Raw genomic sequence first — 12,812 nt, 5'->3', positions numbered from 1 at the left:
GCCAAGGAGTTCCGATGCCCAATTACACCTTCACGGTGAACGGGAAGACCGTCACCGTCGACGCGCCCGCGGATCTGCCCACGCTGTGGGCGCTGCGGGACAAGCTAGGCGTCCGCGGCCCGAAGTACGGCTGCGGGATCAATGTCTGCAAGGCCTGCACCAGCCACCTCGACGGCGAGGCGTTCAACCCGTGCGTGACGCCGGTGTCCGACTGCTCGGGCAAGGAGGTCACCACCATCGAAGGCCTCGCCGACGGTGAGAACCTGCACCCGGTGCAGGAGGCCTGGCTGGAGCAGGACGTCGCGCAGTGCGGCTACTGTCAGCCGGGGCAGATCATGGCCGCGGTGGCGCTGCTGAAGAAGACGAAGAACCCGACGGACGCCGAGATCGACGCGATCCAGAACGTCTGCCGGTGTGGTACCTACTTCCGGATCCGCGAAGCCATCAAGAGCGCGGCCGCGAAGATGTGAAATTCCGCCGGTGCGGTGAGAATCCCGATTTTTCGCCGCACCGGCGGGCCCTCCTGGCTTCGACAGGCCACTTCCGGGTGAGTCGTGTTAGATGACGTCCCCAGGGGCTCGACGAGGTGTCCCTGCCCGGAGGACGTCCATGCACTACCGAACCGTGCTCCGCGAAGGATCGGCCGTCATCGTCGCCGAGTTGGCCGTCGAGGTCGAAAAGCAGCTGCCCGGCGTCATCGAATCCACCGTCGAGCAGATCCGCGCGGAAATGCCGGTGTACCACGACGCGCAGTTCGTCACCCTCGCCGAACTGCGGACTTCGGTGCGGAACAACCTCGAGTACGTCATGCGGACCCTGCGCGGTACCGAGGAACCCGACCTCGCGCAGGCGCGGGCGACCGGGCGCGCACGGGCGTTGCAGGGCGCGCCGCTGCCGGAACTCCTGCGGGCGTACCGGATCGGGCTCACCGAGGTGTGGAACCGGTTCGTCGAACTGACCGCTTCGGGTGAGCAGCAGGACCTCCGCGGCCTCGTCGCCGCGACGTCGGCGATCTGGGCGCTGATCGACGACTACGCCGAAGCGCTGACGACGACCTACCGCGACACCACCGCCGAAGTCATGCTGGCGCACCAAAGCAGGCGTTCCGCGTTGGTCGAGGCGCTGTTCGCCGGCGGCGCGGCCACCGAAGGCACGCTGTGGGACATCGCGCGCGTGCTGGAACTCTCGCTCGACGGGACCTACGTCGTCGTCGCGGCCGAGACCCCGCGCGTCGGGCATGAACCGTTGCCCCAGATCGAAAACCGGCTCCGCGACCGGCATCACGCGTCCGCCTGGCGGCTCACCCCGGACCTGCAGGTCGGCGTCGTGTCCATGCGGGACCCGTCGGCGTCCCAGGTGATCATCGAGCTGCTGCGGGAGAACCAGATCGGCCGGATCGGCGTCAGCCCGGTGTTCACCGGTCTCGGGAACACCTCCCGCGCCCTGCACCTGGCGCGGGTCGCGCTCTCCAGCATGATGCCGGGGACGACGGGAATGGTGCAGTTCAACGAATCCCCGCTCGCCGGTCTCGTTGCCAGCGCGCCGGAAGCGTCGGTGCAGCTCGCGCACCACGTGCTGCGGCCGATCCTGGACCTGCCCGGCGACGACCGGAACGTGCTGCTGCTGACGTTGCGCGCGTGGTTCGAATGCCAGGGCTCCACGAAACTGACGTCGGAGCGGATGTTCTGCCACCCCAACACGATCCGGCACCGGCTGAAGCGGATCTCGGAGGAACTGGGCCGTTCGCTGACCGACCCGGCCGACATCGCCGAGCTCGGCGCCGCCCTGCGCGCGCTCCACATGTTCCCCGATACCTCGCATCTGCCTTCACCGAGGGATCCGCCGCGCTAGGTTTCCCCCATGAACGAGTTCGCCATCGGCGGGGACCTGACCGTGCGCCGCCTCGGGTTCGGCGCCATGCACCTGCCGACCGAGACCGGCCCCGAACGGGAGAACGCGATCGCCGTGGCCCGGCGTGCGGTGGAAATCGGCATCACGCTGATCGACACCGCGCACCTCTACGGCGGGGGAGCGAACGAGGAACTGCTCGCCGAAGCGCTCCACCCGTATCCGGACGACCTGGTGGTCACCACGAAGGTCGGCGTCGTGCGGACAGGGGACGACTGGAAGTACGACGGACGGCCGGATTCCCTGCGTGCGCAGGTCGACGAAGGGTTGCGGCGGCTGCGCGTCGAGCGGATCGAGCTGCTGCAACTGCACCGCATCGACCCGGAAACCCCGCTGGCCGACCAGCTCGGCGCGCTGCGGGACCTGCGTGACGAAGGCAAGATCGGCCGGATCGGGCTGTCCGAGGTCTCCGTGGACGAACTCGCGCGGGCACGGGAGATCGTGGACATCGCGAGCGTGCAGAACCGCTACAGCCTCGTCGACCGCGAGCACGAAGCCGTGCTCGACGCCTGCGAGGCGGCCGGGATCGCTTTCCTGCCTTGGCGTCCGGTGCTCGGCGCCGCGTCCAACGCCACCGCCGGGATCGCCGCCGTCGCCGTGGAACTCGGGGTGACCACGGCGCAGGTCGGGCTCGCTTGGCTACTCGCGCGGTCGCCGGTGATCCTGCCGATCCCGGGGACGGCGAAGATCCCGCATCTGGAAGAGAACTTCGCCGCCGCCGAGGTCAAGCTGACGGACGAACACCTACGGCTGCTGGGGACCTGAGCCGCGCCATGGCGACCACGCCCAGCAGCGGCCCGACGGCCAGCACGGGGACCGCGGCCCGCCAGCCGACGGCGTCGGCGAGCACCGGCAGGCCCTGGATGGTCAGCGCGCTGAGCAGGAACCCGATCGCGGTCTGCGCGGTGAGCGCTGTGCCGACGTAGCGGGCGTCGGCGGCTTCGCTCAACGCGGCGGAGAACTGGCCGGAGTCGGCGATCGCGGCGACACCCCAGACGAACAGCAGCGTGCCCAGCACCACGGGGTGAGCGCCGAAGACGGAGACCGAGACCAGACAGCACGCCCCGCTGACGGCCAGCGCCACGAGCGCGACGTCGATCCGTCCGAACCGGTCCGAGAGCGCTCCGCCGAGCAGGCAGCCGATCGCCCCGCCGACACCGATGACGGTGAACGCGAGCAGGCTCACCGTGCCAGGAGAAGTCTTCGACGCTGCGGCCGCGTAGGCGGGGATCCAGGTCCAGAACGCGTACAGCTCCCACATGTGGCCGAAGTAGCCGAACGCGATCAGCCGCTGGCGCCGATCGCGCGCCATCGTGAGCAGATATCTCGGCTCCCACGGCGGCGAGCGCCGGGCGGCCGGGCCGACGCGGACGAAGAGCACGGCCAGCGCCGCCGCGCCGAGAGCGAGAAAGGCCGCGACGACGAGTACCGTCCGCCAGTCCGGGAGATTCCCGGCCAGCAGATGGGGTGACGCCGAGCCGAGCGCGAGCGCGGCCAGTAGTACACCGAGCGCGAGACCCCGGCTGTTCGGGAACCACGAGACGACGATCTTCATCCCGACCGGATAGATCCCGGCCAGCGCCACCCCGGTGCCGAACCGCAGCAGGATCGCGAGCCAGAACTGGTTGCCGCACCACGGAAAGAGCACCGTCAGCAGGGCGCCTATCGCGGCGCTCGCGGCCAGCAGCCGCTCGGGCCGGAGCCGGTCCGCGAGGTTGGCGACGGCAGACACCAGCGCGCCCGCCGCGAAGCCGACCTGCACCGAAGCGGTGAGCAGGACGGTGCCCTGGGTGGAGAGCGCCCATTCCGCGCGGAGGGCGGGGACGACGCTCGACGCGGAGAACCACAACCCCATGGCGAGGATCTGGGCGGCGGAGGTGAGCGCCAGCTGGCGCGGTGCGGAGCTGGACACGCCCGCAGGTATCGCACCCACGAGCGCGTCCACTCAAGATCTCGCGCCGGTGATCACCCGAACGTGTAGTAGTTCAGGCGGTCGGCCAGGTGAGCGTGGTGGTCGAGGTGGGTGTCGTGCTCGGGTCGGTCCCCGCCAGCAGGAGATGGACGTCGGATTCGGTGGAGTCCGCCGGTTGCCGGTAGCAGGCGTAGATCACGGTGTGGACGGTCCCGCCGGAGGGCGCGTTCTCGTGCGCCCAGCGCAGTGCGTCGTGGACGTCGCATTCGGTGAGTTCGTGTTCCACGGCGTCCCAAGTGCCAGTGCCGGCGCACCAGAATTCGACCAGGTAGCTGGGCGTGCCGGTGCTGACGACGTTCCCGGATCCTTTGTAGCCGTCGGTCACCTTCATCGCCCGGTGGCGCCGGGTTTGACGGCCTCCACGAGCACCCGCCGCGAATGCGCGACGAACATCCCGTCGGTCTCGATCATCCGATGGAGTTCCGCGAGCCTGTCGCGGTACTTGTCCACCTCGAACCCCGGCACGATCCAGATCACCTTCCGGAGGAAGTGGACGACCGCGGCGAGGTCGAAGAACTCCATCCGCAGTTTCGCCGGTTCGAGCCGGTCCACCCGCAGCCCGACGGCCTCCGCCTCGGCGCGCAGCACTTCGGGCGTCCAGTCGCCGTAGTCCTGCGGGCCGAGGAAGAACTCCTTCAGCTCGCGGACGGTGCCGGCGCCGATCTGTTGCGACAGAAAGGATCCGCCGGGACGCAGCACCCGGGCGATCTCCCGCCACGGGTTCTCGATCGGATGGCGGCTGCTCACCACGTCGAAGGATTCGTCGGGAAAGGGCAAAGGCGCGTCGTACTCCGCCTCGGCCACTTCGCCGCCCAGGGGCGCGAGGGTTTTCCTCGCCACCGCGACGTTCGGCGGCCAGCCTTCGGTGGCGGCGAGGACCGGCGGCGGTTTCGGGATGCCCGCGAGCACCTCACCGCCGCCGGTCTGCAGGTCCAGCCCCGCCGAAGCCGCCGCCATCCGTTCGCCGAGCAGCCGCGAGTAGCCCCACGGCGGCCGTTCCTCCGTGGCCCGGCCTTCGAACCAGGAGAAGTCCCAGCCTTCGACCGGGACGGCCTCTCCTTCGGCGAGCAGATCTTCGAAACTCATGTCCGCAGTCTCGGTCCCGCCGCCGGATGGGGCAACGCGATTTCGGGCCGGGACTGGTCACCGCCGTCCCAAGATCACACTGCAGGGTGGTGAAGGGCCCCTTCCCTGCCTTCAGGATAGGTAAGGAGGCCTTCACGGCATGGACGCTATCCGGCGTCGGTCGAACGCTTCCACAGGTTGATGTCGGCCTCGGTGGCGTAGCGGTCGATCTCGGCCAGTTCTTCGTGGGTGAAGTGCAGGTTCTTCAGTGCGCCGACGTTGTCCTCCAGCTGGGCGACGCTGCTCGCGCCGATCAGCACCGACGTCATCCGCGGGTCGCGCAGGCCCCACGCCAGTGCGAGCTGCGCCAGCGTCTGGCCACGGCGCTGGGCGATCTCGTTCAGCGCCCGGATCTTGCCGACGGTGTTCTCGGTGATCGTGTCCGGGTTGAGCGATTTCCCTTGCGCCGCACGGGAATTGTCGGGAACGCCGTCGAGGTAGCGGCTGGTGAGCAGGCCCTGCGCCAGTGGCGAGAAGGCGATGCAGCCCGCGCCTTCGGTTTCGAGCGTGTCGAGCAGCTTGTCGCCTTCGAGCCACCGGTTGAACATCGAGTACGACGGCTGGTGGATCAGCAGCGGCGTGCCCAGCTCCCGCAGGAGCCGCGCGGCCTCGGCGGTCTTCTCCGACGAGTACGACGAGATGCCGACGTACAGCGCGCGACCGGAGCGGACGGCGGTGTCGAGCGCGCCGACGGTCTCTTCGAGCGGCGTCTCGGGGTCGAAGCGGTGCGAGTAGAAGATGTCGACGTAGTCCAGGCCCATCCGGCCGAGCGACTGGTCCAAAGAGGACAGCAGGTACTTGCGCGAGCCCCATTCGCCGTACGGGCCCGGCCACATGTCGTAGCCCGCCTTCGTCGAAACGACCAGCTCGTCACGGTACGGCTTGAAGTCCGAAGCCAGCAGCCTGCCGAAGTTCTCCTCGGCCGAACCGTAGGGCGGGCCGTAGTTGTTGGCGAGGTCGAAATGGGTGATGCCCAGGTCGAACGCGCGCCGCGCGATGTCCCGCTGCGTACCCAGCGGTTTGTCGTTCCCGAAGTTGTGCCACAGGCCCAGCGAGATCGCGGGCAGCTTCAGGCCGCTGCGCCCGGTGCGGCGGTAGGGGATGCTCTCGTATCGGCCCTCGGCCGCGACATAGGTGCTCACGGGCCGATGCTAGCCGCCGTGAAGAGGGCGGCGACGGACGCGAGGTGATCTTTGAACGCGGAGGGGCTCTCGACCTCGAAAGGCGCCCCGATGGCGGCCAGGATCAGCACGGGCCAGTCGAAGGTGTCGACGTTCATCTTCAGGCGGCAGGACGTCTCGTCGATCGCTTCGAGCATGCCGCCGACGTACCGCACGGCCGCCTCGACCCGCGCTTTGGGCGCCTCGACCCGGACCACCAGCGTGTGTGTGGTCGGCCTGGCCTTGATCTGGGCCTCGACGAACTCGACCGCGTCCCCGCCGGGGATCTCGCGCGGCCGGTAGCGGGCGCCGGTGGTGCGCGGGTCGCTGAGCCTGTCCACGCGGAAGGTGCGCCAGTCCACCCTGTCGAGGTCCCACGCCACCAGGTACCAGCGCCGTCCGAGCGAGACGAGCCGATGCGGCTCGACCAGCCGCGCGGACTCCTCGCCGTCGCGGGCCGCGTAGTCGAACTTCAGCCGCTCGTCGTCCCGGCACGCCTGCGCGATCACCGTCAGGCCGGCGGCGCTGACCCGGGGACCGGTGACGGCGGCCGGTGTCGCGTACGCCTGGAGCGCGTCGACACGCCTGCGCAGCCGGGGCGGCATCACCTGGACGACCTTCGTCAGCGCCCGGACCGACGTCTCCTCGATGCCCTCCACCGAGCCGCCCGCCGCCGTCCGCAGGCCGACCGCGATCGCCACGGCCTCCTCGTCGTCCAGCAGCAGCGGCGGCATGACCGTGCCCGACCGCAGCTGGTAGCCGCCCGCGACGCCGCGGCTCGCGTTGACCGGATAGCCCAGCTCGCGAAGCCGTTCGACGTCGCGCCGCAGCGTCCGCTCGCTCACCTCGAGCTTGTCGCTCAGTTCGATCCCGGTCCAGAAGCGGTGTGTCTGCAGCAGGGACAGCAGCCGCAGCATCCGCGCACTCGTATTCGCCATGAATCCAGATTCGCTCCGATTCCGGTCAGAAAGTGGCCGGAATTGACTTTAGCGTTGTCCCCATGACGATGACACTGGACACCCCGAGCGGCGTGACCTCGGAAAACGCCCTCACGGAGAAGCCGTACCGCTGGCGCTGGCCCGCGCTGTTCGTGATCCTGACCGGCTCGGTGATGGAACTGCTGGACATGACGGTCACGAGCATCGCCGGACCGGTCATGCGGGCCTCGCTCGGCGGCGGTACGGCGATGATCCAGTGGCTCGGCGTCGCCTACACCCTCGCGATGGTGTCCGGCCTGCTCACCGGCGGACGGCTCGGCGACATCTTCGGCCGCAAGCGCATGTTCCTGATCGGCGCGATCGGTTTCGTCGCCGGTTCGCTGCTCTGCGCGGTCGCGGTCAGCCCCGAGATGATCATCGCCGCGCGGGTGGTGCAGGGCCTGTTCGGCGCCGCGATGGTCCCGCAGGGCCTTGGCATGATGAAGGAGATGTTCACCGGCAAGGAACTGCAGTCCGCGTTCGGCATGTTCGGCCCGGTGATGGGGCTCGCCGCGGTCGGCGGCCCGATCCTCGCGGGCTGGCTGGTCGACGCCGACCTCTTCGGCACCGGCTGGCGGATGATCTTCCTGATCAACCTCCCGATCGGTGCGCTGGCCGTGCTCGCCGCGCTGAAGTTCCTTCCCGAATCCCGTCCCGGCGGTTCGCTCACCCTCGACATCCCGGGCGCGCTGCTCGCCACGGCCGGTGCGCTGCTGATCGTCTTCCCGCTGGTTCAGGGTCGTGAGTACGGCTGGCCGCTGTGGTCGTTCGCGATGATGGCCGCCGCGGTCGTGGTGTTCGGGGTGTTCGCCTGGTTCGAGAAGCGCAAGAGCCGTCGCGGCGGTGACCCGCTGATCGAGCCCAGCCTGTTCCGCAAGCGCAGCTTCCTCGCCGGGATGGCGACCGGCACGATCTACTTCGCGGCCTTCTCCGGCTTCGGTCTCGTCTTCACGCTCTACCTGCAGCTCGGTCTCGGGTTCTCGCCGCTGAAGGCCGGGCTGACCGGGGTGCCGATGTCGCTGGGGATGATCGTCGGGATGGGCCTGGTGCAGGTGGTGCGCAAACACGGCCGCAAGGTGCTGCACACCGGCGCGCTGATCATGGCCGCCGGCGTGGTCGCCCTGCTGTCGCTCCTCGGCCCGGAGGCCGGTCCGTGGCTGCTGGCACCCGCGTTGGTGGTGGTCGGGATCGGGTCCGGGCTGATCATGGGGCCGTACTTCGAGATCGCGCTGTCCGGAGTGGAACCGTCGGAGGCCGGATCGGCGTCGGGCGCGCTGACCTCGCTCCAGCAGGTCGGCGGCGCGCTGGGGATGGCGCTGCTGGGCACGGTGTTCTTCGACGCCGGGACCACCGACCCGACCGACGCCGCCCAGCGGACGTTCTGGGTGGTCGCGGTGATGGTGCTGCTCACCTTCGCGGTCGGGTTCCTGCTGCCCAAGCGGATCCGCGACGTAGAGTCGGCCGGGTAGGCGATCGAGCTGGGAGGCCGCGTGGCTGGGACCGGGTACTTCATATCCGTCGAAGACGTGACGGCGAAGCTCGCCGACACCGGCTACCTGGCTTCGGCGGCCGTCGCCACCACGGTGTTCCTCGCGGACGCCCTCGGTAAGCCGTTGCTGATCGAGGGTCCCGCGGGGGTCGGCAAGACCGAGCTGGCGAAGGCGGTCGCGGAAGCGAGCGGCTCCCGGCTGGTGCGGTTGCAGTGCTACGAAGGCGTCGACGAGTCTCGCGCGCTGTACGAGTGGAACCACGCGAAGCAGCTTCTCCGGATCACAGCCGGCAAGGACGAGACATGGGACGAAGCCCGCAACGACATCTTCGGTGAAGAGTTCCTGCTGGCCCGCCCGCTGCTGACGGCCATCAAGGGCGACGAGCCGACCGTCCTGCTCATCGACGAGACCGACAAGGCCGACGTCGAGATCGAGGGTCTCCTGCTGGAGGTGCTCGGCGACTTCCAGATCACCGTCCCGGAACTCGGCACGATCACCGCCGGGCGCAAGCCGTTCGTGGTGCTGACGTCGAACGCGACGCGGGAACTTTCCGAGGCGCTGCGACGGCGCTGTCTGTTCCTGCACATCGATTTTCCCGACGCGGCACTGGAACAGCGCATCGTGCGGCTCAAGGTCCCGGGTGTCGACGACGCGCTCGCGGCCTCGGTGGTCAAGGTGATCACCGCGCTGCGGGCGATGGAACTGCGGAAGGCGCCGTCGGTCGCCGAGACCATCGACTGGGCCCGGACCCTGCTGGCGCTCGGCGCGGACAGCCTCGGCGAGGACGTCGTCCGCGCGAGCCTCGGCGTCATCCTCAAGCATCAGGACGACATCGTGAAAGCGGACGCGCGGCTGGAACTCGGCAAGGTCCTCGACTCGTGAGCGGCGTGCCGGGCAGGCTCGTCGAATTCGTGGAAGCGTTGCGGGAACACGGGATCCCGGCGGGTCCCAGTGAGACCGTCGACGCCGCCGCGGCACTCGAAGTGCTGGGCCTGGCCTCCCGCGAGCAGATGCGGGAAGGGCTCGCGGCGGCGCTGGTCCGGCGCGGCGGCCAGCGCGCCGTGTTCGACGCGACGTTCGACATCTACTTCCCGCTCGGCGTCGGCGCGCCGTCGCAGGACCCGGTAGAGGACCTGGCCGCGTTGCGCGATCGGCTCGCCACCGCGCTCGCCGCGAACGACCAGACCGACCTGACACAGCTGGCCGGGCTCGCCGTCGACATGCTGGGGGAGTACGGCGGCACGGCGGGTGCCGGTGGCTGGTCGGCGCACCAGACGCTGGAACGGCTTCAGCCGCAGACGCTCGTGGTCCGCGTGCTCGAAGCGATTCGCGCGGGCGTGCCTGAGGACTTCACCGACCGGTTGGAGCGCGATGATGTCCGGCGTCGTGTCGAAGGCTTCCGTGGCCTGGTGCGGACAGAAGCACGTCGCCGGGTGGCGGAAGTCCGTGGCAGGGAAAGGGTTTCGCGGCACGCTGTCCCGCCCGCCGCCGATCGCGTCGACTTCCTGCTCGCCAGCCGCGCGCAACTCGCCGAACTCCGCCGGGTCGTGCAACCGTTGTCCCGCAAGCTCGCCACCCGGCTGGCCGCCCGGCGACGGCGGCACGCGCGCGGGCAGATCGACCTGCGCCGGACGTTGCGGCGTTCGCTGTCCACCGGCGGCGTCCCGATGCGGCCGGCGTACCGGCGGCACCGGCCGGGGAGGCCGGAAATCGTGCTGCTGTGCGACATGTCGGGCTCGGTTGCCGGATTCGCGAACTTCACCATGCTGCTGGTGCAGGCCCTGCGCGACCAGTTCAGCAAGGTGCGGGTGTTCGCGTTCATCGACGCCTGCGACGAGATCACCCACCTCGTCGACACCGGCGCGGCGGACCCGGAAGACCTCGGCGCGCGCATCCTCGCCGACGCCGAGCTGACGCGCTGGGACGGGCACAGCGACTACGGGCACGCGCTCGGCGAATTCGTCGAGCGGTACTCGGACGCCGTCGGCCCCAAGACGTCCATGCTCATCCTCGGTGACGCGAGGACCAACGGCGGCGACCCGAACCTGGCCGCGGTGCGCGGGATCGCTTCCGCGGCAAGGCATACGTACTGGCTCAACCCCGAGCGGACGGCGCTGTGGTCCACCGGCGACTCCGAGGCACACGCCTACGCGGAGGTCGTCGAGATGCACGAATGCCGGAACGTGCACCAGCTGACGAAGCTGGTCACCCGGCTTCTGCCGGCCTGAGGCTTCAGCGCGGCGCCGGCGCCGGCGCCGGCGCCGGTTCCGGCTTCAGCGCCGCTTTCCCGTACGCGTCGGCGTTGCTGAACACTTCCTGCCCGTACTGGGTGGAGTTGTTGTAGGTCAGCACCGCGGTCCACCAGCCGGAGGGCTGGCCGAGGTCGCCGCCCCTCGCGCACATGTACCGCGCCGTCGTCATCGCGGCGTCGTCGATGTTCTGCGGGTCCGGCGCGACGCCGTCGCCGCTCGCGCGGACGCCGTACCGCTTCCAGGTGGCGGGCAGGAACTGCATCGGTCCGACCGCGCGGTCCCATTTCGCGTCACCGTCGAGGGCGCCCTTGTCGGTGTCGACGACCGCCATCACACCGGGGGAGCCGTCGAGCGGGATGCCGATGATCGGCGGTGTCACGATGCCGTCCTCACCGGCCCGCGAGCCGTCGTGGCGGGCGTGCTGGGACTCGGTCCGGCCGATCCCGGCGATGGTCGCCCAGGTGATTTCGCAGCGCGGCGCTGTCTTCGCGGTCTTCTCGGCCGCGTTCACGTACGCCCGCAGCGCGCGCGAAGGGATGTCCGTGTTCTCCGACACCTTCGCGATCCAGGCGTCCTTCGCGGGCTCGGCGGGCAGCGGTCCGGCGTCGCCGGGGATCGCCGAACGCGGCGCGGGACTGAGCGCGGGCACGGTGAACACCGGTTTGGCCGGTACCGGCTCGCGGTCGTTGAGGCTGACCACGACCCAGACGGCACCGGCCACCAAGGCGCCCACAACCAGGAGCGCGAGCATCACGCAGCCACGAGGGCCGCGTTTCTTGGGCGGGGGCTGCCACTGGTCCATCAGGTCCAGTGCCGAAGGGGACGAAGCGGTCACCGGATCCACGGTACGTGACGGTTGTGGAGAACTTGTGTGGCCCACCGACCGGGTGAGCTGAACCACCCGTCAGGCGAGCCAGGCGTCGATCTCCGCGTGGATGGAGCGCTTCAGGTCGGCGGGGGCGTAGGAGGCATCGACGGACGCCCGGGCGAGGCCGGCGAGCGCGAGGTCGTCGTAGGCGAACGCCTCCCGCGTGCGCAGGAACTCGTCGGTCACCGTCGTCCCGGTGATCGACGGGACGTCGGTGCTGAGGGTGACCACGAGCCCGGCGTCGACCAGCCGGGGGAGCGGGTGCTCTTCGAACGACGGCACGAGCCCGAGCGTCACGTTCGACGACGGGCAGACCTCCAGCGCGATGCCGCGTTCCCGCACCTCGGCGACCAGCGCGACGTCCTCCAGGATCCGGATGCCGTGCCCGATCCGTTCGCTGTGGCCGATCTCGAGCGCTTCGCGGATGCTGGGCGGGCCGGCGTCCTCCCCGGCGTGGTGGATCAGCCGCAGCCCCGCCTCCTCGGCCTCGTCGCAGATCCCGGCGAACGGCGCGAGCGGGTACTTCTCCTCCCCGGCGAGGCCGATCGCGAACACGCCGTCCCGGGTGTACCGGCGGGCGAGGTCGAGGGTGAGCCGGGCGCGTTCGACCGGCCGGCGGCGCGAATGGTCCAGGATCACCCGCCAGTGAAGTCCGTGTTCGGCCCCGCCCGCGGAAAGTCCTTTGAGGACGGAGGCCAGTGGCATGTCCGGCTCGCCCAGCCGCTCACCGTGCGCCGCCGCCGTGAAGGTGACTTCGGCGTAGCGGACGCCGTCCGCGACCTGGTCTTCGCAGAACTCGCGCGCCACCCGTTCGAAGTCCTCGGGCTTGCGCAGACAGGAGCGCAGCAGCCCGTTGTAGTCACCGAACGCGCGGAACCCGTCGAACACGGGTTGTTCCGCGGGTACGGCGATGCCGTTCGCCTCCCCGATGTCACGGAGCGTGTCCGGACGGATGGTGCTTTCGAGGTGGACGTGCAGATGGGCCTTGGGAAGCAGCGAAAGATCCCGCATGAGCCCGAACTTAGCGGCCTTGACCCCGCTCGCGCGCCCCGTTTTCCGG

Annotated in this window: 13 protein-coding genes; 6 read left to right on the top strand and 7 right to left on the bottom strand. The window is 69.8% G+C overall.

Annotation, left to right across the window (positions count from 1 at the left end):
- Positions 1 to 14: 14 nt before the first annotated feature.
- The 3 genes from ACZ6YV_RS28375 (at position 15) to ACZ6YV_RS28365 (ending at position 2,673) form a co-directional block, all read left to right on the top strand.
- Entirely contained in the window at positions 15 to 470 is a 456-nt protein-coding gene (locus ACZ6YV_RS28375; RefSeq protein WP_465512506.1) for a (2Fe-2S)-binding protein, read from the top strand.
- 139 nt (positions 471 to 609) lie between these two features.
- Positions 610 to 1,851: a PucR family transcriptional regulator gene (locus ACZ6YV_RS28370; RefSeq protein ID WP_465512505.1), complete on the top strand. Its 1,242-nt coding sequence runs from the start codon at positions 610 to 612 to the stop codon at positions 1,849 to 1,851.
- Positions 1,852 to 1,860: 9 nt separating this feature from the next.
- Complete coding sequence (locus ACZ6YV_RS28365) at positions 1,861 to 2,673, top strand: aldo/keto reductase (RefSeq protein ID WP_465512504.1); 813 nt, start codon at positions 1,861 to 1,863, stop codon at positions 2,671 to 2,673.
- Here the strand turns inward: ACZ6YV_RS28365 and ACZ6YV_RS28360 are convergent.
- The 5 genes from ACZ6YV_RS28360 to ACZ6YV_RS28340 all read right to left on the bottom strand — a co-directional run bounded on the left by ACZ6YV_RS28360 (position 2,633) and on the right by ACZ6YV_RS28340 (position 7,103).
- The gene (locus ACZ6YV_RS28360; protein WP_465512503.1) at positions 2,633 to 3,841 is read right to left on the bottom strand and encodes an MFS transporter; all 1,209 of its coding nucleotides are present in this window, start codon (positions 3,839 to 3,841) and stop codon (positions 2,633 to 2,635) included. The genes ACZ6YV_RS28365 and ACZ6YV_RS28360 overlap by 41 nt on opposite strands.
- A 52-nt stretch (positions 3,842 to 3,893) precedes the next feature.
- Positions 3,894 to 4,211 carry a hypothetical protein gene (locus ACZ6YV_RS28355; RefSeq protein WP_465512502.1) on the bottom strand — a complete coding sequence of 106 codons (318 nt, stop codon included), beginning with the start codon at positions 4,209 to 4,211 and terminating at the stop codon, positions 3,894 to 3,896.
- Positions 4,208 to 4,966 (bottom strand): class I SAM-dependent methyltransferase, encoded by a 759-nt coding sequence (locus ACZ6YV_RS28350; protein ID WP_465512501.1) that lies wholly within the window; start codon positions 4,964 to 4,966, stop codon positions 4,208 to 4,210. The genes ACZ6YV_RS28355 and ACZ6YV_RS28350 overlap by 4 nt, the downstream gene beginning before the upstream one ends.
- Positions 4,967 to 5,112: 146 nt before the next feature.
- Positions 5,113 to 6,147: an L-glyceraldehyde 3-phosphate reductase gene (gene mgrA, locus ACZ6YV_RS28345; RefSeq protein WP_465512500.1), complete on the bottom strand. Its 1,035-nt coding sequence runs from the start codon at positions 6,145 to 6,147 to the stop codon at positions 5,113 to 5,115.
- Positions 6,144 to 7,103: a helix-turn-helix transcriptional regulator gene (locus ACZ6YV_RS28340; RefSeq protein WP_465512499.1), complete on the bottom strand. Its 960-nt coding sequence runs from the start codon at positions 7,101 to 7,103 to the stop codon at positions 6,144 to 6,146. Before ACZ6YV_RS28340 ends, mgrA begins: the two co-directional genes overlap by 4 nt.
- A gap of 62 nt (positions 7,104 to 7,165) precedes the next feature.
- Here ACZ6YV_RS28340 and ACZ6YV_RS28335 point away from each other — a divergent pair, with 62 nt between their 5' ends.
- From ACZ6YV_RS28335 to ACZ6YV_RS28325, 3 genes are read left to right on the top strand one after another with little or no spacing between them, the layout of a single operon-like run.
- Entirely contained in the window at positions 7,166 to 8,611 is a 1,446-nt protein-coding gene (locus ACZ6YV_RS28335; protein WP_465512498.1) for an MFS transporter, read from the top strand.
- Positions 8,612 to 8,632: 21 nt separating this feature from the next.
- A complete protein-coding gene (locus ACZ6YV_RS28330) occupies positions 8,633 to 9,514 on the top strand; it encodes an AAA family ATPase (protein WP_465512497.1) in 882 nt (293 codons plus the stop codon).
- Positions 9,511 to 10,860: a vWA domain-containing protein gene (locus ACZ6YV_RS28325; RefSeq protein ID WP_465512496.1), complete on the top strand. Its 1,350-nt coding sequence runs from the start codon at positions 9,511 to 9,513 to the stop codon at positions 10,858 to 10,860. The genes ACZ6YV_RS28330 and ACZ6YV_RS28325 overlap by 4 nt, the downstream gene beginning before the upstream one ends.
- A 4-nt stretch (positions 10,861 to 10,864) precedes the next feature.
- Here the strand turns inward: ACZ6YV_RS28325 and ACZ6YV_RS28320 are convergent, their stop codons facing one another.
- Both ACZ6YV_RS28320 and add read right to left on the bottom strand, forming a co-directional pair.
- Complete coding sequence (locus ACZ6YV_RS28320) at positions 10,865 to 11,719, bottom strand: lytic murein transglycosylase (protein ID WP_465512495.1); 855 nt, start codon at positions 11,717 to 11,719, stop codon at positions 10,865 to 10,867.
- Between the two features lie 69 nt (positions 11,720 to 11,788).
- Positions 11,789 to 12,763: an adenosine deaminase gene (add, locus tag ACZ6YV_RS28315; protein ID WP_465512494.1), complete on the bottom strand. Its 975-nt coding sequence runs from the start codon at positions 12,761 to 12,763 to the stop codon at positions 11,789 to 11,791.
- Positions 12,764 to 12,812 lie beyond the last annotated feature (49 nt).

Source organism: Amycolatopsis sp. NPDC102522 (genome assembly GCF_055584485.1).
This window is presented reverse-complemented; position numbering and strand designations above follow the sequence as displayed.

Coding starts and splice junctions, on each gene's coding strand:
- ACZ6YV_RS28370 (WP_465512505.1), top strand. CDS start 610: ATGCACTACCGAACCGTGCTCCGCGAAGGATCGGCCGTCATCGTCGCC.
- ACZ6YV_RS28350 (WP_465512501.1), bottom strand. CDS start 4,966: ATGAGTTTCGAAGATCTGCTCGCCGAAGGAGAGGCCGTCCCGGTCGAA.
- add (WP_465512494.1), bottom strand. CDS start 12,763: ATGCGGGATCTTTCGCTGCTTCCCAAGGCCCATCTGCACGTCCACCTC.
- ACZ6YV_RS28365 (WP_465512504.1), top strand. CDS start 1,861: ATGAACGAGTTCGCCATCGGCGGGGACCTGACCGTGCGCCGCCTCGGG.
- ACZ6YV_RS28340 (WP_465512499.1), bottom strand. CDS start 7,103: ATGGCGAATACGAGTGCGCGGATGCTGCGGCTGCTGTCCCTGCTGCAG.
- ACZ6YV_RS28375 (WP_465512506.1), top strand. CDS start 15: ATGCCCAATTACACCTTCACGGTGAACGGGAAGACCGTCACCGTCGAC.
- ACZ6YV_RS28335 (WP_465512498.1), top strand. CDS start 7,166: ATGACGATGACACTGGACACCCCGAGCGGCGTGACCTCGGAAAACGCC.
- ACZ6YV_RS28355 (WP_465512502.1), bottom strand. CDS start 4,211: ATGAAGGTGACCGACGGCTACAAAGGATCCGGGAACGTCGTCAGCACC.